Origin of the sequence: Streptosporangium canum, assembly GCF_900113865.1 — a bacterium.
Taxonomy (GTDB): Bacteria; Actinomycetota; Actinomycetes; order Streptosporangiales; family Streptosporangiaceae; genus Streptosporangium; species Streptosporangium canum.
On sequence record NZ_FOQY01000034.1, the window covers coordinates 1 to 19,106 of the forward strand.

Below are 19,106 nucleotides of genomic sequence, written 5' to 3' on the forward strand. Positions count from 1 at the left end.
AGTGTTACGGCGGTTATGGCGAAGGGGAAACACCCGGTTACATTCCGAACCCGGAAGTTAAGCTCTTCAGCGCCGATGGTACTGCACCGGGGACGGTGTGGGAGAGTAGGTCGCCGCCGGACAATCTTTTTAGGAAAGGCCACCCTTCGGGGTGGCCTTTTCTGCTTTCCGGGTCCTTCTGGGTGACCCGCTCCTGGACGAGGCAGATCGGGGTGGCCGCGATGTCGGCGGGCCGGCCGGCGGCGCGCTTGGCGAAGTCGCCCAGCGGGATCGACCGCTCACCCGTCTCGGGGTGGACGCGGACGACGGGATGCTCGGTCTCGAACACCGTGGAGCGGAAGGACCCAGGGAATACCTGGTTTAAGCCGGGGTCTCCGGGGTCAGAGCCTCCAGGAGGTCCCACTCGGTCTCGCAGACGCGGCGGCCGATCGCGGCCAGCTCGACGGAGCGGGCGCCGCCGGTGAGGTGGCGCATGGCCTGCATGACGCAGATGACCCCCCACTTGAGCACGCCGAACGTCTCCCACCAGCGCAGCGCCCCGCGATCCACCGGATGACCGCTCGCCCGCTCGTAGGCCTCGACGAGCCGGCCGTACTCCCCGAAACCGCCCACCGGCAGCGGCGAGCCGAACCGCCAGGACTTCACGCAGAGCCACCCGAGGTCCTCCAGCGGGTCGCCCGCGTGGGCCAGCTCCCAGTCGAGCACCGCGCGGATCCCGTCGGAGCCGACGACGAGGTTGCCGTTGCGGAAGTCGCCGTGCACGACCGTCACCCGGCCGCCCGCCGGGCGGGAGTCCGCCAGCCGGCGGAAGGCCAGCTCGAACACCGGGTGCGGCTGCCCGGTGAGATCGAGCAGATCCCGCCACGACCTGAGCGGATCATCGGGTACGGCGGGCGGCGCGGCTCGCGGGGGCACGGCCCGCGCCGGGTCGTTCCGGGGTACGGCCGGAGCCAGCGACGACAGCGGCATGCGGTGGATCGCGGCCAGGATCTCCCCGCACCGCGCGGCCAGTCCGGGGCGCACGTCCGCGAAGGCGTCGTCACGGAGGATCCTCCGGGGGATCGTCTCGCCGCTCACCCGGTCCATCAGGATGTGCGATCCGGCGGCTGCCAGGATCCCGGGCACCGGCACGCCGGCCGCGCGGGCCGCCCGCATCAGCGCGGCCTCGCCGGCCAGCCCGATCCCGGCGTCCAACGCGGCGCCGGGGGAGTCCAGCCGCAGGATCAGCTCGTGGGTCACACCGCCCGGATCCACCACGTCCAGCGCCCACGTCTCCCGTGACGCGCCGCCCGGCAGCCGGATGCGTGACGCGACAGCCGTACCGGGACCGAAGACGCCGGAGACGAGGTCGCCGATCATCGCAGGCCGAACTCCCAGTTGCCGCCCGTGGCGTACTCGCCCAGGATGCGGCGGCCGACCGAGTCGATGTGCACCTCGTCGGGGCCGTCGTAGATGCGGCCGGCCCTGGCGTGCCGGTACATCCGCTCCAGTGGGGTGTCCGTTGTCAGTCCCGCCGCGCCGTACACCTGGATGGCCCGGTCGATCACGTTGTGCAGCATCCGCGCGGCGGCGACCTTGACGGCTCCGATCTCCACCCGTGCCTGCCCGCCCCGGTCGATCGCATGGGCCGCGTTGAGGGTGAGCAGCCGGGCCGACTGGATCTCGGTGTAGGAGTCGAACACGTGCCGGCGCATGAGCTGCTTGTCGGCCAGCGGCCGGCCGGAGACGCTGCGCTCGTTCAGCCGGCGGCACATCAGGTCGAAGGCCCGCTGCGCCTGGCCGAGCCAGCGCATGCAGTGGAAGATCCGGCCCGGCCCCAGCCGCCGCTGGGCGATGACGAAGCCCTGGCCGCGCGGCCCGAGCAGGTTCGAGGCGGGCACCCGCACGTCCTCGTAACGGACCTCACAGTGCCCGCCGTCGATGCCCAGCACCGGCGTGTCGCGCACGATGGTGTAACCGGGGGTGCCGGTCGGCACCAGGATCATCGAGAAGGCGAGGTGCGGCGGTGCGTCCGGCTCGGTCCGGCACATCACCGTCGTGTAGGCGGCCCGGTTTGCCCCGGTGGTGAACCACTTGTGGCCGTTGATCACCCATTCGCCGCCGTCCAGCACGGCCGAGGTCCGGAGCTGGGTCGGGTCGCTGCTGGAGACGTCCGGCTCGGTCATCGCGAAGCTCGGCCAGATCTCCCCCCGGACCAGCGGGGTGAGGAAACGGCCGCGCTGCTCGTCGTTCGCGTACTCGTGCAGCATCAGCGAGTCCTGCAGGGTGAACGTGCCGAGCGCGAGCTGCCCGAAGTCGCTGCGTCCCTGCACCTCGTTGACGTACACGTAGTCGAGGAAGGGCAGCCCGCCGCCGCCCAGCTCGGCGGGGTGCCCGAGGGCCCACAGACCCTCCTTCCTGGCCTGCTCCTGCAGCTCGCGCAGTGTCGCGGCGGCCTCGGGCCCGTTTCCGTGGAGCACCGCCTCCGCCGGCTCGACCCGCTCGGTCATGAACGCGTGGACGGCGTCACGGATCGGCCGGACGCTGTCGGGGACCGCGAAAGTCATGGAATGATCACATCCGAGATCCGTTGCGGAGTCAACGGATAAGGAGGCCCTTATGTCCCGGGACATGCCCCATGACGTCCCCTCCGCCGCGCAGCTCGTCGCCGCGGTCCGCGACTTCCTCCAGAGCGACGTGCTGCCCGTCGTCGAGGGCCGGGTCCGTTTCCATACCCGGGTGGCCGTCAACGTGCTCGGCATGGTCGAACGGGAGCTCGAACTCGGCCCCGAGCAGGCCGCCGCCCACGCCGACCGGCTCGGCGGGCTCGGTCTCTCCTCCGACGCCGAGCTCGCCGCCGCGATCCGCGAGGGCCTGGACGGCTCCGCCCTGGTCGACGTCCTGACGCGGGCCGTACGGGACAAGCTGTCCGTGGCCAACCCCGGCTATGCCCGCCCGCCGGAGGCGTAGCGGGCACGCGCTCCGGCCCGCACCCGCCCATGCGGGTGCGGGCCGTACGGAGGTCAGTGGGTGAGGTCGAGGTCCTTGACGCGGGGGTCGCCCTCGTCGGCGAGGTAGTGGTCGGGCCGGGTGGCGTCGTCACCCTCGGACGCCTTGGCGCCGCGGGCGATGAGCGTGCCTGCGGCGGCGACGATCAGGTTGACGGCCAGGGCGAGGACGCCCGCGTAGATGGTCATCTTGGTGTCCAGGCCCAGCTTCTCCAGGGGGAACGCCGATCCGGCGAAGTGCAGCTTGCCGGTGACCGGGTTGCCGATGTTGTAGAGCAGGAGCATCCCGGCGGCCATGCCTCCCGCCCATCCGGCGATGAGGCCGACCCGGTGGAACCAGCGGGTGTAGAGGCCGAGCGCCACCGACGGGAGCGTCTGCAGGATGATGACGCCGCCGATGAGCTGGAGGTCGATGGAGAAGCCGGTGTCCAGGAACAGGATGCACAGCACCGCGCCGACCTTGACGAGCAGTGAGGTGATCTTCGAGACGCGGGCCTCGTCGGCATCGCTGGCGTCCGGCTTCAGATACTCCTTGTAGATGTTGCGGGTGAACAGGTTCGCCGCGGCGATCGACATGATCGCCGCTGGGACCAGCGCGCCGATGCCGATCGCGGCGTAGGCGACGCCGGTGAACCAGTCGGGGAACATCTTGTCGAACAGCTGGGGCACGATCGTGTTGTTGTCCGTGCCGATGGGCTTGATCCCGGCCGCGATGGCCATGTAGCCGAGCAGCGCGATCAGGCCGAGCAGCAGGCTGTAGGCGGGGAGCGCGGACATGTTCCGCTTGATCACGTCGCGGTTGCGTGAGGCCAGCACGCCGGTGATGCTGTGCGGGTAGAGGAAGAGCGCGAGCGCCGAGCCCAGGGCCAGCGTGATGTACTGGAGCTGGTTGCCGGCGTTGAGCAGGATGCCGTCCCCCTGTGCGGGCGTGGCGTCGAACTTGGCCTGGGCCGCGTCGAAGATCCCCGACCAGCCGCCCTCCAGCTGGGCCGGGATCGCGAAGATCGCGACCAGGATCACGATGTAGATCAGGGTGTCCTTGACGAAGGCGATCAGCGCCGGGGCGCGCAGGCCCGACTGGTAGGTGTAGGCGGCCAGGATGGCGAACGCGATGATGATCGGCAGGTGGCCGGTCACCCCCATCGACTTCAGCACGGCCTCGATGCCGACGAGCTGGAGCGCGATGTAGGGCATCGTCGCGACGATGCCGGTGATCGCGATGAGCAGCGCCAGCGTGGGGGAGCCGAACCGGGCCCGGACGAAGTCGGCCGGGGTCACGAACCCGTGCACGTGCGAGACCGACCAGAGCCGCAGCAGCACCAGGAACACGATCGGATAGACCACGATCGTGTACGGCACGGCGAAGAAGCCCATCGCGCCCGCACCCCAGAGCAGGGCGGGCACGGCCACGAAGGTGTAGGCGGTGTAGAGGTCGCCGCCGACGAGGAACCAGGTGATCCAGGGGCCGAAACTCCGGCCGCCCAGCCCCCACTCGTCCAGGGTGGCCAGGTTGTCCGGTCGGCGCCAGCGCGCGGCCACGAAGCCCATGCCGCTGACGAGCAGGAACAGTGCGGAGAAGACGATGATCTCGGTCAGGTGCTCGCTCACGGGATCATCGCCTCCGCTTGGTCATCTGGTAGACGATCGTGGTGCACGTGACGCCGACCGCGATGAAGAGGAACTGGAGCCAGTAGAAGCGCGGGAAACCGAGGATCCGAGGTTCGTCGAAGTTGAAGAGTAAAGGCACTAAAGGTAGGATGATCGGCAAAACCAGCAGCCAGTTCCACGGGCTGCGATCGCTCCGATCCTGGCCGGGGGCGTCAGGGGTGGTCAACTCGGGGGCGTCGGGAGTGGTCAACTCGGTCTCCTCGAGACGGAGAGGAGGCAGCCGGTCGTGGCTGTCTTCTCAGGTTGACCGGCAGCGTAATTATGTGAGCGTTTCATTGCGATCGCCGAGCGCCGAACGGAGTGGTCGGCGCGACGAACGGTAGGTCAGCCTCCGGCCCGGAGGTCGTCTGCGATGTCGCGAACGCCGTACCCGTCGGGAGATGCCACTTCGACGACCGGTTCGGGCCGATCGTCGAATTCCAGGCGCAGTGCTCTTGACATCGTGGCGTGCATTTCGTAGAGGCAGGTGATGTAGGTGAGCTCCAGGATCTGCCGGTCGGACAGGTGGGCCCTGAGGACCGCGAAGATCTCGTCGTGCACCCGGCCGCCGTCGAGCACCAGGCCGTCGGTGTAGGCCAGCACGGCCCGTTCCAGCTCGTCGAAGAGCGGGCTGACCTGCCAGTGCGCGACCGCCTGGACCTTCTCGTCCGGCACGCCGAGCGCCCGCATCTGCTTGCAGTGCTGGGAGAAGACGAACTGGCTGCCCCGCGCCCATCCGGCCCGCGACTGGCCCAGCTCGCGCAGCACGGGGTCGAGCTCGGCCTCCCGGTAGAGCTGGAAGCCCTTCACGCAGTGCTTGAGGATGACCGGGTCCAGGGCGAAGACCGTCCACCAGTCACCGGGGGAGCCGGTCGCGGTGCCGGGGGCGGCCACCGGATCCCGGTCCGGGCCGAACAGTCGATCGTAGAAGAACAGGGTCAGCGGGTCGGTGACCTCGTCGCGGGGGACCTGGCGCAGCCGCGGCATCACGCGGTCCTGTCGGCGGCGCTCCTGGGGTCGTGACGGACGTCTTCGGGCAGGCCGAGCTCGCGGGTCCAGGCGGCGAACTCCACCAGGATCCCGTCGGGGTCCTTGAAGTAGATCGACCGGACGAACACCCCCTCCTGCATCGCGGGCGCGATGCCGAACTCGCTGTCGTCGTGGTTGAGCAGCACCCCCACGTCCACGCCTTTGGCGATGAGCTTGTCGCGGTACTCCTCGATCTTGTCCGGTGCGACGTCGAGGGCGATGTGGTTCATCGACCCGACCGCCGACAGCAGCTCTCCCCGGTCGGGCAGGTTCTTCGGCGCGGAGATGCCGGGCACCGCCTCGGGGGCGTCGGGGAACCAGAAGAACGCCAGCGCGTTGCCGCCGCCGCAGTCGAAGAAGAAGTGCTGGCCCCATCCCATCGGCAGCTCGATCGTCTTGATCAGCGGCATGCCCAGGACGCCGCAGTAGAAGTCGACCGTCTGCTGCATGTCCGAGCACACCAGCGCGAGATGATTGACTCCGCGCAGCTCGAACTCGGTGTTGTCGCCCATGGTCTCCTCGCTCGTCGAAGTAACGAGTTACTTATCACACCTGGCGCCGCCTGAAACCTGGCGGGGCCGCCTCGTGTCGCCGCCGCCGCCCTCCCTCGCGGGACGGCGCGGACTCTCGCTCCGCCCGGCCCGGCGTGGGCTCGCCGTCCTGTCCGGGGATCGCGCCCGCCGCGCTATCCGGGGACGTCTCCATCCGGGACGTCCCCCAGCATCGCCCGGGTCGCCTCGTCGACGATGTTGCGCATGGCGTGTTCGGCGGCTGCGGCGTCTCCCGACTGCACCGCCTGTGCGACCTCGGCGTGCCACCGGATCGCCGCCGGCTCGGGACGCGTCGGCATCAGGTGATGATGCGTCCGGCCGGTCAGGACCTCGGCGACCACGCCGGTGAGCGCACCCAGCATCTCGTTGCCGGAGGCCTCCAGCAGTGTGCGGTGGAACAGGATGTCCGCGGCCAGGTATGCCTCCAGGTCGCCGGACCTGCCGTGCACGGCCATCTGCATGACGGCGCCGGTCAGCGCGCCGCACTGTTCGGGGGTCGCGTGCCGTGCGGCGAGGGCCGCGGCTGACTAATCGTGTCACGCTAACGCAAAGCTCGACACGAGAGGTCTTTCGATGGATCCCGCTCAAGACCCCCCTTACCCCGTCTCCGTTGTTCCGCTCCTGGTCGTCATGGGCGTGACCGGTTCGGGCAAGACCACCGTGGGCGCGGCTCTCGGCCGGCGGCTGCGGGTGCCGTTCGCCGACGCCGACGACTTCCACAGTGAGACCAGCATCGCCAAGATGTCGGCCGGCATCCCGCTTGACGACGACGACCGGCTGCCCTGGCTGCGGGCGATCGGCGCCTGGCTCGCCGAGCACACCGCCACCGGCGGCGTGGTGAGCTGCTCCGCGCTCAAACGCGGCTACCGCGACGTGCTACGGAGCGCGGCGCCCTCGGCGAGCTTCGTCCATCTCGACGGAGACATCGAGGTCGTCCGCCGCCGGGTGGCCGACCGGCCGGGACACTTCATGCCGGCGTCGCTGGTCGCCTCGCAGTTCGAAACCCTGGAGCCTCTTCAGCCGGACGAGCACGGGACCGTCCTCGACTTCGACAGGCCCGTCGACGAGCTCGTGGAGGCCTACCTCGCCGCGGCCCCGCCGCACCCCGCGCGGTCACGCCCGGCACCCCCCATCGACCCGAGACCAGATCCCGAAACTCCGGCAGACCCAAGAGAGTGAAGTGACATGAGCTCCGCCCTGATCGCACTCGCCGCCCCCGCCGAGGTCGCTCCCGGCCGGCTGATCCCCGCGGCGCTCGCCGGCATCGCGCTGATCGTCCTGCTGATCACCTATTTCAACGAGGTCTAGCCAGGACTCCCGGCCCTTCAGGGCCGGGAGGAATGACTTCCCTGCCTGCGCCCGGACGTCAGTCCGGGCGTTTTTGGTTCTCGATGTACTCGCGGATGATCTGAAGCGGTGCGCCGCCGCAGGACCCGGCGAAATACGAGGGCGACCACAGGTGGCCATGCATGATGTGCCGGTTGATCCGGCCGGTGAACTCCTTGCGCAGGTAGTGCGCGGAGACGCCTTTGAGTCGGTTGACCAAGGTCGTGATGGGCAGCTTGGGCGGGTAATGCACGAGCAGGTGCACGTGGTCGTCCTCGCCGTTGAACTCCCGCAAGGTCGCGCCGAGTTGGGCGCACACCTCCCGCATGACGTCCTCGCAGCGGGTGAGCATGGCGTCGTTGAGGACATCACGCCGATACTTCGTGACAAAGATAAGATGCACATGAAGGTTGTAGACGACGCTACGACCGCGCCTTACCAGGGGATCCGGTTCCCATCGTGGTGACATGGACAAGAAGCTAAAATAGAGCAATGAAGATCGTGGTGCAGGTGAAACTCCTCCCGGACGCGCCCACCGAGACGGCCCTGCGCGAGACGCTTCGCGCCTGCAACCACGCCGCCAATCACGCCTCCCGCCGCGCGTTCGACACCGGGATAACAGGCAAGACCCCGCTACAGCGCCTGGTATACGGGGAGCTGAAGGAGATGGGCCTGTCTGCTCAACCCGCGATCCACGCCGCCCGCAAGACGGCCGGGGCCTACGCGACGCTGAAGGCGAACCTGAAGGCCGGGAACCACGGCCGCGAAGGATCGAAGCGACGCACGACCGTCGAGGCCAAGCCGATCCGGTTCCGCAAGGACGCCGCCCAGCCGTTCGACGACCGATGCCTGTCCTGGCAGCTGGACGCCCGCACCGTCTCGATCTGGACTGTGCGTGGACGCTCCGGCCGTATCCCCTTCGTGTGCTCCCCGCAGCAGTTGAAGACGCTCACCGAGCACCGCCAGGGCGAAAGCGACCTGGTGTACCGGGGCGGCCAGTGGTACCTGTACGCCACCTGCGACATTCCCGAGCCCGAACCGATCGAGCCGGACGCCTTCCTCGGCGTCGACCTCGGCATCGCCAACATCGCCACCACCAACGACGGCACCGTCCACGCGGGCAAACACCTGAACCAGGTCCGCCACCGCAACCGCCGCCTGCGCAGTCGCCTCCAGGCCAAGGGCACCAAATCCGCCAAACGGCTCCTGCGTAAGCTCTCCGGCCGGGAAGCACGCTTCGCCGCCGACACCAACCACCGCATCTCCAAGCAGATCGTGACCGAGGCCCAACGCACTTGTCGCGGCATCGCCCTGGAAGACCTGGGCGGCATCCGCGAGAGGGTACGGCTCCGCAAGCCCCAGCGGGTCACCCTGCATTCGTGGAGCTTCCGGCAGCTCGGCGCATATATCGCCTACAAGGCGACCCGCGCCGGGCTGCCGGTGGTTCATGTGGACCCCCGTTACACCTCTCAGGGGTGTTCGGCATGCGGCCACATCGACAAGAAGAACCGGCCCGACCAGGCCACCTTCTCCTGCACGTCGTGCGGCTTCGCTGAGCACGCCGACGTGAACGCAGCCCGTAACATCGCCGCGCGCGGTGTCGCGAGCTGGGCAGTGAGTCACGCTGCCGACGACGCGGCCTGATCCGTGCACCCCATGCACGGCGAGGAGCTGCAAGCTCGGCCCTTCAGGGCCGAGAAGCTGACGGTGCATCCCTTCCTGAGCCTGACCTTCGGCTCACTGGCCGTCGGCGCCATCGCGGGCCTGCCGATGGCCGACACCATCACCAGCTTCACCACCGGGTTCGGCAGTACGGCGGCCGGCGTCGGCACGCTCGCCACCGTGCTGCTGCCGGTCGCGCTGATGATAGGCAAGGCCCTCGCCGACATCTTCGCCGCGGAGGGCACCGCCGTCCGTACCGTGCTCGACTTCCTCGGCACGCCGCTGGTGGCGCTGTTGCTCGCCGTCATCGTCGCGATGTTCACCCTCGGCGGCGGTGCGGCCACGGACAGGAAGGCGATCGCGAAGTCCCTGGAGCAGTCGCTGCCACCGATCGCGGGCATCCTGCTGATCGTGGCCGCCGGGGCGGCCTCAGACGCCCTCTCGCAGGATGGGGCAGGTCATGCAGTGGGTGCCGCCCCGGCCCTTGCCCAGTTCGAAGCCCTCGATCTCGATGACGTCGACGCCGTGCTGGCGCAGCTTGCGGTTGGTGAACTGGTTCTTGTGGTAGCCGACGACGACGCCGGGTTCGAGGGCGAAGAAGTTGTTGCCGGAGTCCCACTGCTCGCGGGCCTGCTGGCTGTCGTCCCCGCCGGTGGGGATGATGTGGAGCCGGGAGATGGCCAGCGCGTCCTCGACGGCGTCGACGAAGCCCCTCTCGGGACGGACGTCCAGCGTCCGGTCTCTGTTGCCGGGTCGTAGCGAGTGGGTGACGGCCGTCTCCAGGAAGGGCAGGTAGGCGGAGGCCTTGTCGACGTCGAGGAAGGTGAACACGGTGTCCAGGTGCATGTAGGAGCGGCGCTTGGGGACGTTGACGGCGATGACGCGCTCGGCCGCCCCGGCGGCGAAGGTCGCCAGGGCGATGTGCTCGATCATCTGCGGGGTGCTGCGCTCGCTGATGCCGATGACCACGGTCCCGTTGCCGATGGGCATCATGTCACCGCCCTCCAGCGCGGCCTTGCCGAAGTCCTCCTCGTCGAAGTCGGCCTCGTCGCCGCTCGGCGGGTACCAGTAGGAGAAGTCCTCGCCGGTGAACATCGGGTGGTTGTGGTAGATCGTGCTCTGGTTCATGGTCTCCAGCAGGCGCACGTGCCAGAACATCGGGTTGAGCGAGACGCCGCCGTACAGCCAGGCGGCGGGGTCGCGCTGGTAGAGGGAGTTGGGCAGGGGCGGGAGCACGAACTGCTGCGGGTCCGCCGAGGCCGCGACCAGGGAGCGGGTGTCGAACCCGCGGACGTCGAACTCCTCCTTGGTCAGCCCGCCGATGAGGTGGGTGGCCAGGTCCTTGCCGCTCCAGGTGGACAGTTCCTCGCGGACGGCGTCCACCAGGGCGGGGCCGACGGTCAGATGGGTGACGGCCTGCTCGACGGCGTTCCGCTTGGCGTCGGGGGTCGCCTCCAGCGCCTGTGCCAGCAGTTCCTGGTGGTAGAACACCTCGATACCGCGCTCGCGCATCAGGGTGACGAACCTGTCGTGCTCCTTCTGGGCGTGCTCGACCCACAGGATGTCGTCGAAGAGCAGCTTGTCGTTGTTGCTGGGGGTCAGCCGTTTCAGGCTCATGTCGGGCCGGTGGACGATGACCTTGCGGAGGACGCCGACCTCGGAGTGCACGCCGAAGGCTGCAGTGGTCATGCTGGTAGCTCCGTCCGTGTGCGGTGATGCGCCGCCCCGCCGAGGAGGGGTGACACCGATGACCGATTGGCCGCTGCTCCGTGGGCCCTGGCGGATGAACGTCAACGCACCGCCGGTGATCCTCTCTGCTGACTGAAGACCATATCGGCGTCTTTCCCGTCATAAATATGCTTTTAACACTATTTCTCGTGTTGCGTCCTCGCTGAAGCCGGGTCGCTGAAATGTCTCCCCGAAGTGGAAAACATGACAGGAGATGTCCTGTTTTCTTGCCAGCATCGTCCTCATGCACAACACGCTGAAGGGAAAGGTCGCCCTGGTCGCCGGGGCGACGAGAGGGACGGGCCGGGCGATCGCGGTCGCGCTGGGCGGCGCGGGAGCCACCGTCTACTGCACCGGCAGGAGCACCCGGGAACGGCGCTCGGAGATGAACCGGTCGGAGACCATCGAGGAGACGGCCGAGCTCGTGACGCGCGCCGGCGGGGAGGGCATCGCTCTCCAGGTGGACCACCTGGAGTCCGAGCAGGTCCGAGGGCTGGTGGAGCGGATCGACCGCGAGCAGGGAAGGCTCGACCTGCTCGTCAACGACATCTGGGGCGGCGAGGCGCTGGCGGCGTGGGACACCCCGCTCTGGGAGCACCCGCTGGACGACGGCCTGCGCCTGCTCCGGCTGGCGATCGACACCCACCTCATCACCAGTCACCACGCGCTGCCCCTGCTGATCAGGAACCCCGGCGGCTTGGTCGTCGAGGTGACCGACGGCACCGCGGAGTACAACGCCGTCAACTACCGGGTCTCCTTCTTCTACGACCTGGCCAAGGTCTCGGTGAACCGCCTGGCGTTCGCCCAGGCCCACGAGCTGCGCCCGCACGGGTGCGCCGCGGTCTCGCTGACCCCCGGCTGGCTGCGTTCGGAGGTGATGCTGGAGCACTTCGGCGTCACGGAGGAGAACTGGCGCGACGCCACCGAACGGGAGCCGCATTTCGTGATCTCGGAGTCGCCCGCCTACATCGGCCGCGCGATCGTCGCGCTGGCGGCCGACGAGGACCGGGGCCGCTGGTCGGGACAGTCCCTCTCCAGTGGGCAGCTGGCCCAGGTCTACGGCTTCACCGACGTCGACGGCAGCCGGCCGGACGCCTGGCGCTACATCGTGGAGGTCCAGGACAGGGGCGGACCCGCCGACGCGACCGGATACCGCTGACGGCCGGGGTCCTCAGGGCCGGCCGTACAGGGCCCGCAGTCGCGCGGCGGCGTCGGCCAGGCGGGCGCGCAACTCGGGCGGGTCGAGGACCTCGGCCTCCGGGCCGAACCGGAGGATCTGGGAGTAGGCGACCTCCAGCGACTCGACGGGCAGCGACACCGTGATCCGGCCCTGGCCGTCGGGCTCTCCGGCTGACGCCAGCGCGTCGTCGAGGGCCGCGGGGTCGGCCACGTGCGGCAGCAGACGGCGGCCGGCGGGGCTGAGCCGTACGGTGACACGCGTGGTGAGCAGGGAGCGGGCGAACTCGGCGGCGCGCCCGCTCCAGAACGCCGCCAGGTCGAAGCCGCGGTCCCGTTCGAAGCGCCGGCCGGAATGGATCCCGACCTCGGCGAAACGGTCCACCCGGTAGATCGCGGATCGGGTCGCCAGATACCAGACACCGGCCTTGAGCACGAGCCCGTACGGCTCCAGCGCCCGCTCCGCCCCCCGGTAGAGCGCGGTGACCGGATGATCGCCCCACACGGCCCTGGCCAGCGGCGCCAGCGCCTCCGGGGGCGGTCTCTCGCTCGCGAACCAGCCGGGGGCGTCCAGGTGGAAGCGCTGAGCGGCCGTCGCGGGCGCGTCGCGCACGCCGGGCGACAGCGCGGCCGACGCCTTCAGCCGCGCCGTGGCCGCCACCCCGCTCAGGCCCATCTCCCGCAGCGCCTCCGGCACGCCGGACAGGAAGAGCGCCTCGGCCTCCGCGCGGTCCAGCCCCGTCAGGCGGGTGCGGTATCCCTCCAGCAGCCGGTAGCCCCCGCCCCGGCCGCGGTCGGCGTAGACCGGCACCCCGGCCTCCGCCAGGGCCAGCACGTCCCGGTGGACGGTCCGCTCGGAGACCTCCAGCTCCCGGGAGAGCTCCGTGGCGGTCATGCCTCCCCGGGCCTGGAGCAACAGCACCAACGACATCAACCTGGCCGCACGCACCCACCGACCCTAACCCGGCGGCTCGGCGGCTCGGCGGCCAGCCCGAACACGCCGCGCCTGCCGTACGGCGAGCGGACCAGGACCGTGGGCGGACGCACGGCGCCGACCGGCACGTAGCGGTCGGCCAGAAGGGTGACCCCGTCGGTCATCGGCACCGGCAGGTCACGTTGGAGGAGAACGCGATACGGGGGCATCCACCACTCGTAACAGATCGCACCCCGGATGAGCCAGAGGCGACCCGCCGCCTTCCCCGGCACGTTGCATGATCACGGTTTTCGCCGGTACTCTGGGCGGCATGCGACACCTCGACACCCTTCAGTGGTGGCGCCGCTTCTAGGCGGCGCGGGTTTCGCTTTTCGCGAGCAGACAGGGTGGCCGCCCGGAGAGGCGGCCTTTTCCATGTCCGCCCCCTCTGGGCATCAGAGAGATCACAAAGGGGCGAGACTGTAGTGGAGACGAGCGGATATACCACCGCCGGTGGCATCGAAGTCGAGGTCACGGCGTCCGATGTGCCCGAGACGGTGCTCGAGGACGTCGTAACGACGCTCGGTGAGCGTCGCGGAGGCGTGCTCTCCTCAGGCATGGAGTATCCCGGCCGTTACAGCCGATGGCACCTGGCCTACGTCGACCCCTGCCTGGAGATCGTGGCCAGGGGCCGCCGGATCTCCGCCCGCGCCCTGAACGCGCGGGGCAGGGTCGTGCTGCCGGCCGTCGCGTCCTGCCTGCTGGCCACCGGCAAGCCCACCGGCGAACCGACCGCCGAGCACGTCGAGGTCTACGTCGCCGAGTCCGAGGACATCCTCCCCGAGGAGATGCGCAGCCGCCGCCCCACGGTCTTCACCGCGATCCGCGAGGTCATCGCCGCGTTCAAGGGCGAGAACGAGCACCTGGGGCTGTACGGCTCCTTCGGATACGACCTGGCCTTCCAGTTCGAGCCGATCCGGCAGGCCCTCACCCGGGCCGACGACCAGCGCGACCTCGTGCTGCACCTGCCCGATCGGGTGATGGTGATCGACCGCAAGCGGGAGACCAGCAAGGAATACCTCTACGAGTTCACCGTGGACGGGGTCTCCACCCGCGGCCTGGCCCGCGAGGGGGAGAGCATCCCGCTGCCCCCCGCCCCGGCCGAGCTGCCCGCCGACCCGGAGAAGGGCGCCTACGCGCAGGTCGTCGCCGCGGCCAAGGAGAAGTTCGTCCGCGGCGACCTGTTCGAGGTCGTCCCCGGCCAGGTCTTCCACGCCGCGTGCACCGACCCCGCCGCCTTCTACCGGGGGCTGCGCAAGGCCAACCCCGCGCCGTTCGAGTTCCTGTTCAACCTCGGCGAGGGCGAGCACCTGGTCGGCGCCTCCCCGGAGATGTACGTCCGGGTCAGCGGCGACCGCGTCGAGACCTGCCCGATCTCCGGCACCATCGCCCGCGGCGGCAACCCGATCGAGGACGCCGAGGCGATCCGCACCCTCCTGTCCAGCGTGAAGGAGGAGTCGGAGCTGACCATGTGCACCGACGTGGACCGCAACGACAAGTCACGCATCTGCGTGCCGGGCACCGTGCAGGTCATCGGGCGGCGGCAGATCGAGATGTACTCCCGGCTGATCCACACCGTCGACCACATCGAGGGCCGGCTGCGGCCGGAGTTCGACGCGCTGGACGCCTTCCTCACCCACATGTGGGCCGTCACCGTCACCGGCGCCCCCAAGTCCTGGGCGATGCAGTTCATCGAGGACCACGAGGCCACCACCAGGCGCTGGTACGGCGGGGCGGTCGGCTACATCGGGTTCGACGGCTCCATGAACACCGGCCTGACCCTGCGCACCGCGCAGATCCGCGGCGGTGTCGCCACCGTCAGGGCCGGCGCCACGCTGCTGTTCGACTCCGACCCGGAGGCCGAGGAGCGCGAGACCGAGCTCAAGGCCAGCGCCCTGCTCGGCGCCCTGGCCGCGGTCGGCGCGGCCCGGAACCCGCAGGAGCGGGACGTGCCGCAGCCGGTCAGGGAGCAGCCGGGGGAGGGGATGAAGGTGCTGCTGGTGGACCACGAGGACTCCTTCGTCAACACCCTGGCCGACTACTTCCGCCAGCAGGGCGCGGAGGTCGTCACGCTCCGGCACGGCTTCCCCGTGGGCATGATCGACGAGATCGCGCCGTCCCTCGTGGTGCTGTCGCCCGGCCCCGGCTGGCCGTCGGACTTCGGCCTGCCGGAGCTGGTCGGGGCGCTCTACGAGCGCGACCTGCCGGTGTTCGGCGTCTGCCTCGGCCTGCAGGGCATGGTCGAGCAGGCGGGCGGCACGCTGGAGCTGCTGTCCCACCCCGAGCACGGCAAGCGCGGCCAGGTGCGGCGGATCGGCGCCGGCGCGCTGCTGGAGGGGCTTCCGGAGGAGTTCATCGCGGCCCGTTACCACTCCCTCCACGCCAAGGAGCCCGGAGTCGTCGGTTTCACCGCCACCGCCCTCACCCCCGACGGCGCGGTGATGGCGATCGAGGACGTGGCCAGGAGGCGCTTCGCCGTGCAGTTCCACCCCGAGTCGATCCTCACGGCCGAGGGCGGGGCCGGGGCGAAGATCATCTCCAACGTTCTCCGGCTCTGCCGTACCTCTGCGTAAAGCAAGCGGGGTCACGCTCGGTAGTCGTAGAGTGCTCCTGCCGTAGACCACGGGCGGACCGGCCGGACCGGTCCGCCCGTAGCCGTGGGAGGGGCCGGCATGAGACCGCAGGACGCGCTGCCCGTCGACCTGCCCGACCCGGTGCGGGAGGCCCTGCTGGCCCCGCTGGTCGACCACCACTGCCACGGCGTGCGCCGCGACGACCTGACCCGGGCCCGCTTCGAGATGTTGATCACCGAGGCGGGCACCCCGGCGCCGCCCGGCACCACCCACTTCGACACCCCCGCCGGCGCCGCGGTCCGCCGCTGGTGCGCGCCGGTCCTCGACCTGGACCCGCATGTCCCGCCGGCCGTCTACCTGACCCGCCGGAGCGAGCTCGGACCGGTCGAGGTGAACCGGCGGCTGCTGCGCGCCGCCGGGATCATGGCCTTCCTGGTCGACACCGGTCTCAACGGCCCCGACCTGCTCTCGGCGGCCGAGATGGGCCGGCTGGGCGGCGCGGCGGCCGACGAGATCATCCGGATCGAGCAGATCGAGCAGGGCGTCGCCGAGACGGCCGCCTCCGCGGCCTCCTACATCACCACCCTCGGTGAGGCGCTCGCCGGCAGGGCCGACCGCGCCGTCGGCTTCACCTCGGCCATCGCCTACCGCCACGGCCTGGACTTCGACCCGGCGAGGCCGGCCCGGGGATCGGTGATCGCGGCGGCCGCCCGCCGGCTGGCCCACCCCGGCGGGCGGCTCGCCGATCCGGTGCTGCTGCGCCACCTGCTCTGGGCGGCGGTCGACGTGGCCAGGGAACGCGGCCTGCCGCTGCAGTTCCACACCGGCTACGGCGACCCCGACCTGGACCTCCACCGCGCCGACCCGGCGCTGATGACCGGCTTCATCCGGGCGCTGCAGCCGATGGGCGTGCCGGTCATCCTGCTGCACTGCTACCCGTTCCACCGCCAGGCGGCCTGTCTGGCCAACGTCTTCCCGCACGTCTACGTGGACGTCGGCCTCGTGCTGACCCACACCGCCGCGGGGTCGGCCGCGGTCATGGGGGAGCTGCTGGAGCTCGTCCCCTTCCACAAGCAGCTGTTCGGCTCCGACGGTTACGGCGTGGCCGAGACCTGTCACCTGGGCGCCCTGTACTACCGGCGGAGCCTGGCCAGGGCACTGGCCGTACGGCTGGCCGACGACGAGTGGAGCGTCCCGGACGCCGCTCGGGTGGCCCACATGATCGGCTCCGGAAACGCCCGCCGGGTCTACCGGCTGTAGGCCGCGACCCTCTGCGGCCTTGTCGCCCGAAGCCCTCGCGAGGGGCGGCGCTAGGCTTGCTCCATCCCGTCCCCGTCACCGGAAGGTCTACGCCCATGGATCGAAGCCAGCCGCGCTTTCTCGACGACGTCACCGTCGAGCTGGTCAAACACAGCGCTTCGGACTCCGACGTGCTCTGGGCGGCGCGGGTGTCGACCGCGGGAGAGCAGTCCCTGGAGGAGATCCACAAGGACCCCGAGCGGTCCAAGGGGCTGATCAACTTCCTGATGCGCGACCGGCACGGCAGCCCCTTCGAGCACAACTCGATGACCTTCTTCGTCAGCGCCCCGATCTTCGTCTTCCGCGAATTTCATCGCCACAGGGTCGGATGGTCCTATAACGAGGAGAGTGGGCGTTATCGCGAGCTTCAGCCTGACTTCTACGTTCCGGGCGCGGAGCGGAAGCTGGTGCAGGAGGGCCGTCCGGGCAAGTACGTCTTCGTCGAGGGCAGCGAGGAGCAGCACAAGATCACGATTGAGGCGATGGAGGCGGCCTACCGGCAGTCCTACGCCGCCTACCAGGAGATGCTGGAGGCCGGGATCGCCCGTGAGGTGGCCAGGGCCGTGCTGCCCGTCGGCCTGTTCTCCTCGATGTACGCCACGTGCAACGCGCGCTCGCTGATGCACTTCCTGTCCCTGCGCACCAAGAACGAGCAGGCCAAGGTGCCCTCGTTCCCGCAGCGGGAGATCGAGATGGTGGCCGAGAAGATGGAGGCCGCCTGGGCGGCCCTCATGCCCCTCACCCACGCGGCCTTCGTCGCCAACGGCCGCAGCGCCCCCTAGGGGCCGGGCCGCCCGGCAGGGCCGGCCCGCGCCGACGCGTGCGGCCGCTCGTCGCGGCACCCCCTGGGAACGCGCGGAATCCCTCCGTCCGGGAGGGGTTCCGCCGGCTCAGAGCACCGCCGCGCGCACGGTCAGGACGTCCGGCAGGTGCTCGGCGACGGAGAACCAGCTCTCCCCGTCGTCGCGGGAGCCGTACACCTCGCCGTCGCGGGTGCCGAAGAAGATCCCCGCCCTCGACGCGCACAGGGCGTCGCGCAGCACGGCGGCGTGGACCGGGCCCTCGGGCAGTCCCTTGCTCAGGGGCTGCCACGACGTGCCCGCGTCGTCGCTGCGGAAGACCCGGCAGCGGTGGTCGACGGGCGTGCGGTCGAGGTCGGCCTGGAGCGGGAAGACGTACAGCGTGTCGGGCCGGTCGGGGTGCACGGCCAGCGGGAAGCCGAAGTCGGAGGGGAGCGGATCTCCGACGGAGGTCCAGGAGCCGCCGAAGTCGTCGCTGCGGTAGACGCCGAAGTGGTGCTGGAGGAAGAGCCGCTCCGGCCGGGACGGATGCGTGTCGACCTTGTGCACGCACTGCCCGAACTCGGGGTACTGCGACCCCTCGGGGAGGAACGGGGCGCGGATCCCCTTGTTGGCGGCCTCCCAGGAGGCTCCGCCGTCGCTGCTGCGGTAGAAGCCGCCGGAGGAGACCGCGACCGCCAGGGTCTTCGGATCGCTCGGGTGCGGCAGCACGGTGTGCAGGCAGAGCCCGCCGAAACCGGGCTGCCACTGGGCCCGGTGCGGATGGTTCCACAGGCCTTCCACCAGGGAGAAGGTGACGCCGCCGTCTTCGGAGCGGAACAGCGCCCCCGGCTCGACCCCGGCCCAGACCACCCCCGGCTCCGAGAGGGAGGGCTGGAGCTGCCAGACGCGGGTGAGCGCCGCCCCGGTGTCCGGCGGGAAGGCGATCGGGGCCTGACCGGCCTCCTGCCAGGTTTCGCCGAGGTCGTCCGACCACATCACGGAGGGGCCGAAATGGCCGTACTCGATCCCGGCGAGGATCCGGGGCGCCGGGCCGCGGGTGTCGATGGCGACCGAGTGCACGCCGATGGTGGAGAAGCGGACCGGCTCCACCTCGAAGGGGCCGTCCCCGGTGGAGCGGGCGAGGAACAGGCCTTTGCGGGTGCCTACGGCGAGGAGCGTGTCGGGCATGGCGGGCCGCCTTTCCAGGTCAGGTCTCATCGGCTCCCTCCAGTGTGGAGATTCCGCCCGTCAGGACGGAGAGGAAACGCGGCACGGCGCCACGCGAGATTTTCTCGAACACCCGTACGACTCTGGTCGTGCCGCGCCATGATACGCGCCGTGGCCCGGAGTGTGAAGGGGCCTTCACTCGCCGC

19 protein-coding genes, 1 rRNA gene and 2 pseudogenes are annotated in these 19,106 nt (G+C 70.1%); 10 read left to right on the plus strand and 12 right to left on the minus strand.

Annotation, left to right across the window (positions count from 1 at the left end; genetic code table 11):
* Positions 1-5: 5 nt before the first annotated feature.
* Positions 6-122 (plus strand): 5S ribosomal RNA (rrf, locus tag BM085_RS34195).
* Between the two features lie 238 nt (positions 123-360).
* Here the strand turns inward: rrf and BM085_RS34200 are convergent.
* Both BM085_RS34200 and BM085_RS34205 read right to left on the minus strand, forming a co-directional pair.
* Positions 361-1,359 carry a phosphotransferase family protein gene (locus BM085_RS34200; protein WP_093890942.1) on the minus strand — a complete coding sequence of 333 codons (999 nt, stop codon included), beginning with the start codon at positions 1,357-1,359 and terminating at the stop codon, positions 361-363.
* Entirely contained in the window at positions 1,356-2,546 is a 1,191-nt protein-coding gene (locus tag BM085_RS34205) for an acyl-CoA dehydrogenase family protein (RefSeq protein ID WP_093890943.1), read from the minus strand. The genes BM085_RS34200 and BM085_RS34205 overlap by 4 nt, the downstream gene beginning before the upstream one ends.
* A 52-nt stretch (positions 2,547-2,598) precedes the next feature.
* Between BM085_RS34205 and BM085_RS34210 the strand changes: the two genes are divergently transcribed.
* Positions 2,599-2,949 (plus strand): DUF6285 domain-containing protein, encoded by a 351-nt coding sequence (locus BM085_RS34210; RefSeq protein ID WP_093890944.1) that lies wholly within the window; start codon positions 2,599-2,601, stop codon positions 2,947-2,949.
* Positions 2,950-3,002: 53 nt separating this feature from the next.
* Here the strand turns inward: BM085_RS34210 and mctP are convergent, their stop codons facing one another.
* From mctP to BM085_RS34235, 5 genes and pseudogenes are all read right to left on the minus strand, one after another.
* Positions 3,003-4,595, minus strand: a complete 1,593-nt coding sequence (mctP, locus tag BM085_RS34215; protein ID WP_093890945.1) for a monocarboxylate uptake permease MctP — start codon at positions 4,593-4,595, stop codon at positions 3,003-3,005.
* A gap of 4 nt (positions 4,596-4,599) precedes the next feature.
* The gene (locus tag BM085_RS47250) at positions 4,600-4,845 is read right to left on the minus strand and encodes a DUF3311 domain-containing protein (protein ID WP_342742922.1); all 246 of its coding nucleotides are present in this window, start codon (positions 4,843-4,845) and stop codon (positions 4,600-4,602) included.
* Between the two features lie 134 nt (positions 4,846-4,979).
* Positions 4,980-5,621, minus strand: coding sequence for a carboxymuconolactone decarboxylase family protein (locus tag BM085_RS34225; protein WP_093890946.1), 642 nt, complete (start codon positions 5,619-5,621; stop codon positions 4,980-4,982).
* The gene (locus BM085_RS34230) at positions 5,621-6,175 is read right to left on the minus strand and encodes a VOC family protein (RefSeq protein WP_093890947.1); all 555 of its coding nucleotides are present in this window, start codon (positions 6,173-6,175) and stop codon (positions 5,621-5,623) included. The genes BM085_RS34225 and BM085_RS34230 overlap by 1 nt, the downstream gene beginning before the upstream one ends.
* 173 nt (positions 6,176-6,348) lie before the next feature.
* Positions 6,349-6,726, minus strand: a pseudogene (locus tag BM085_RS34235) (FadR/GntR family transcriptional regulator); the annotation flags it as partial.
* Between the two features lie 61 nt (positions 6,727-6,787).
* Between BM085_RS34235 and BM085_RS34240 the strand changes: the two are divergent.
* Entirely contained in the window at positions 6,788-7,393 is a 606-nt protein-coding gene (locus tag BM085_RS34240; protein WP_218158915.1) for a gluconokinase, read from the plus strand.
* Positions 7,394-7,399: 6 nt separating this feature from the next.
* The gene (locus tag BM085_RS47040) at positions 7,400-7,522 is read left to right on the plus strand and encodes a hypothetical protein (RefSeq protein WP_281249896.1); all 123 of its coding nucleotides are present in this window, start codon (positions 7,400-7,402) and stop codon (positions 7,520-7,522) included.
* A 58-nt stretch (positions 7,523-7,580) separates the two neighbouring features.
* On the opposite strand, the gene tnpA is transcribed toward BM085_RS47040, so the two are convergent.
* Entirely contained in the window at positions 7,581-8,009 is a 429-nt protein-coding gene (gene tnpA, locus BM085_RS34245; RefSeq protein WP_093891020.1) for an IS200/IS605 family transposase, read from the minus strand.
* Between the two features lie 23 nt (positions 8,010-8,032).
* Between tnpA and BM085_RS34250 the strand changes: the two genes are divergently transcribed.
* Positions 8,033-9,184, plus strand: a complete 1,152-nt coding sequence (locus BM085_RS34250) for an RNA-guided endonuclease InsQ/TnpB family protein (RefSeq protein WP_093890949.1) — start codon at positions 8,033-8,035, stop codon at positions 9,182-9,184.
* Positions 9,185-9,196: 12 nt separating this feature from the next.
* Positions 9,197-9,646, plus strand: a pseudogene (locus tag BM085_RS44870) (GntT/GntP/DsdX family permease); the annotation flags it as partial.
* On the opposite strand, the gene BM085_RS34260 reads toward BM085_RS44870, so the two are convergent.
* Positions 9,632-10,891: an arginine deiminase gene (locus tag BM085_RS34260; RefSeq protein WP_093890950.1), complete on the minus strand. Its 1,260-nt coding sequence runs from the start codon at positions 10,889-10,891 to the stop codon at positions 9,632-9,634. The pseudogene BM085_RS44870 and the gene BM085_RS34260 sit on opposite strands and share 15 nt — an antisense overlap.
* 283 nt (positions 10,892-11,174) lie before the next feature.
* On the opposite strand from BM085_RS34260, the gene BM085_RS34265 reads away from it, so the two are divergent.
* A complete protein-coding gene (locus BM085_RS34265) occupies positions 11,175-12,089 on the plus strand; it encodes an SDR family oxidoreductase (RefSeq protein WP_093890951.1) in 915 nt (304 codons plus the stop codon).
* Between the two features lie 12 nt (positions 12,090-12,101).
* Here the strand turns inward: BM085_RS34265 and BM085_RS34270 are convergent, their stop codons facing one another.
* Together BM085_RS34270 and BM085_RS34275 are read right to left on the minus strand one after the other, a co-directional pair.
* On the minus strand, positions 12,102-13,055 hold the full coding sequence (locus BM085_RS34270) for a helix-turn-helix transcriptional regulator (RefSeq protein WP_093890952.1): 954 nt from the start codon (positions 13,053-13,055) through the stop codon (positions 12,102-12,104).
* Positions 13,037-13,249 (minus strand): hypothetical protein, encoded by a 213-nt coding sequence (locus tag BM085_RS34275; protein WP_143121187.1) that lies wholly within the window; start codon positions 13,247-13,249, stop codon positions 13,037-13,039. Before BM085_RS34275 ends, BM085_RS34270 begins: the two co-directional genes overlap by 19 nt.
* Positions 13,250-13,504: 255 nt before the next feature.
* Between BM085_RS34275 and BM085_RS34280 the strand changes: the two genes are divergently transcribed.
* The 3 genes from BM085_RS34280 to thyX all read left to right on the plus strand — a co-directional run bounded on the left by BM085_RS34280 (position 13,505) and on the right by thyX (position 17,733).
* Positions 13,505-15,652, plus strand: a complete 2,148-nt coding sequence (locus BM085_RS34280; RefSeq protein WP_093890954.1) for an anthranilate synthase component I — start codon at positions 13,505-13,507, stop codon at positions 15,650-15,652.
* 99 nt (positions 15,653-15,751) lie between these two features.
* Positions 15,752-16,912, plus strand: a complete 1,161-nt coding sequence (locus BM085_RS34285; protein ID WP_093890955.1) for an amidohydrolase family protein — start codon at positions 15,752-15,754, stop codon at positions 16,910-16,912.
* 95 nt (positions 16,913-17,007) lie between these two features.
* Entirely contained in the window at positions 17,008-17,733 is a 726-nt protein-coding gene (gene thyX, locus BM085_RS34290) for an FAD-dependent thymidylate synthase (RefSeq protein ID WP_093890956.1), read from the plus strand.
* Positions 17,734-17,841: 108 nt separating this feature from the next.
* Here thyX and BM085_RS34295 read toward each other — a convergent pair whose 3' ends face one another.
* The gene (locus BM085_RS34295; RefSeq protein WP_093890957.1) at positions 17,842-18,921 is read right to left on the minus strand and encodes a sialidase family protein; all 1,080 of its coding nucleotides are present in this window, start codon (positions 18,919-18,921) and stop codon (positions 17,842-17,844) included.
* Between the last annotated feature and the right edge of the window lie 185 nt (positions 18,922-19,106).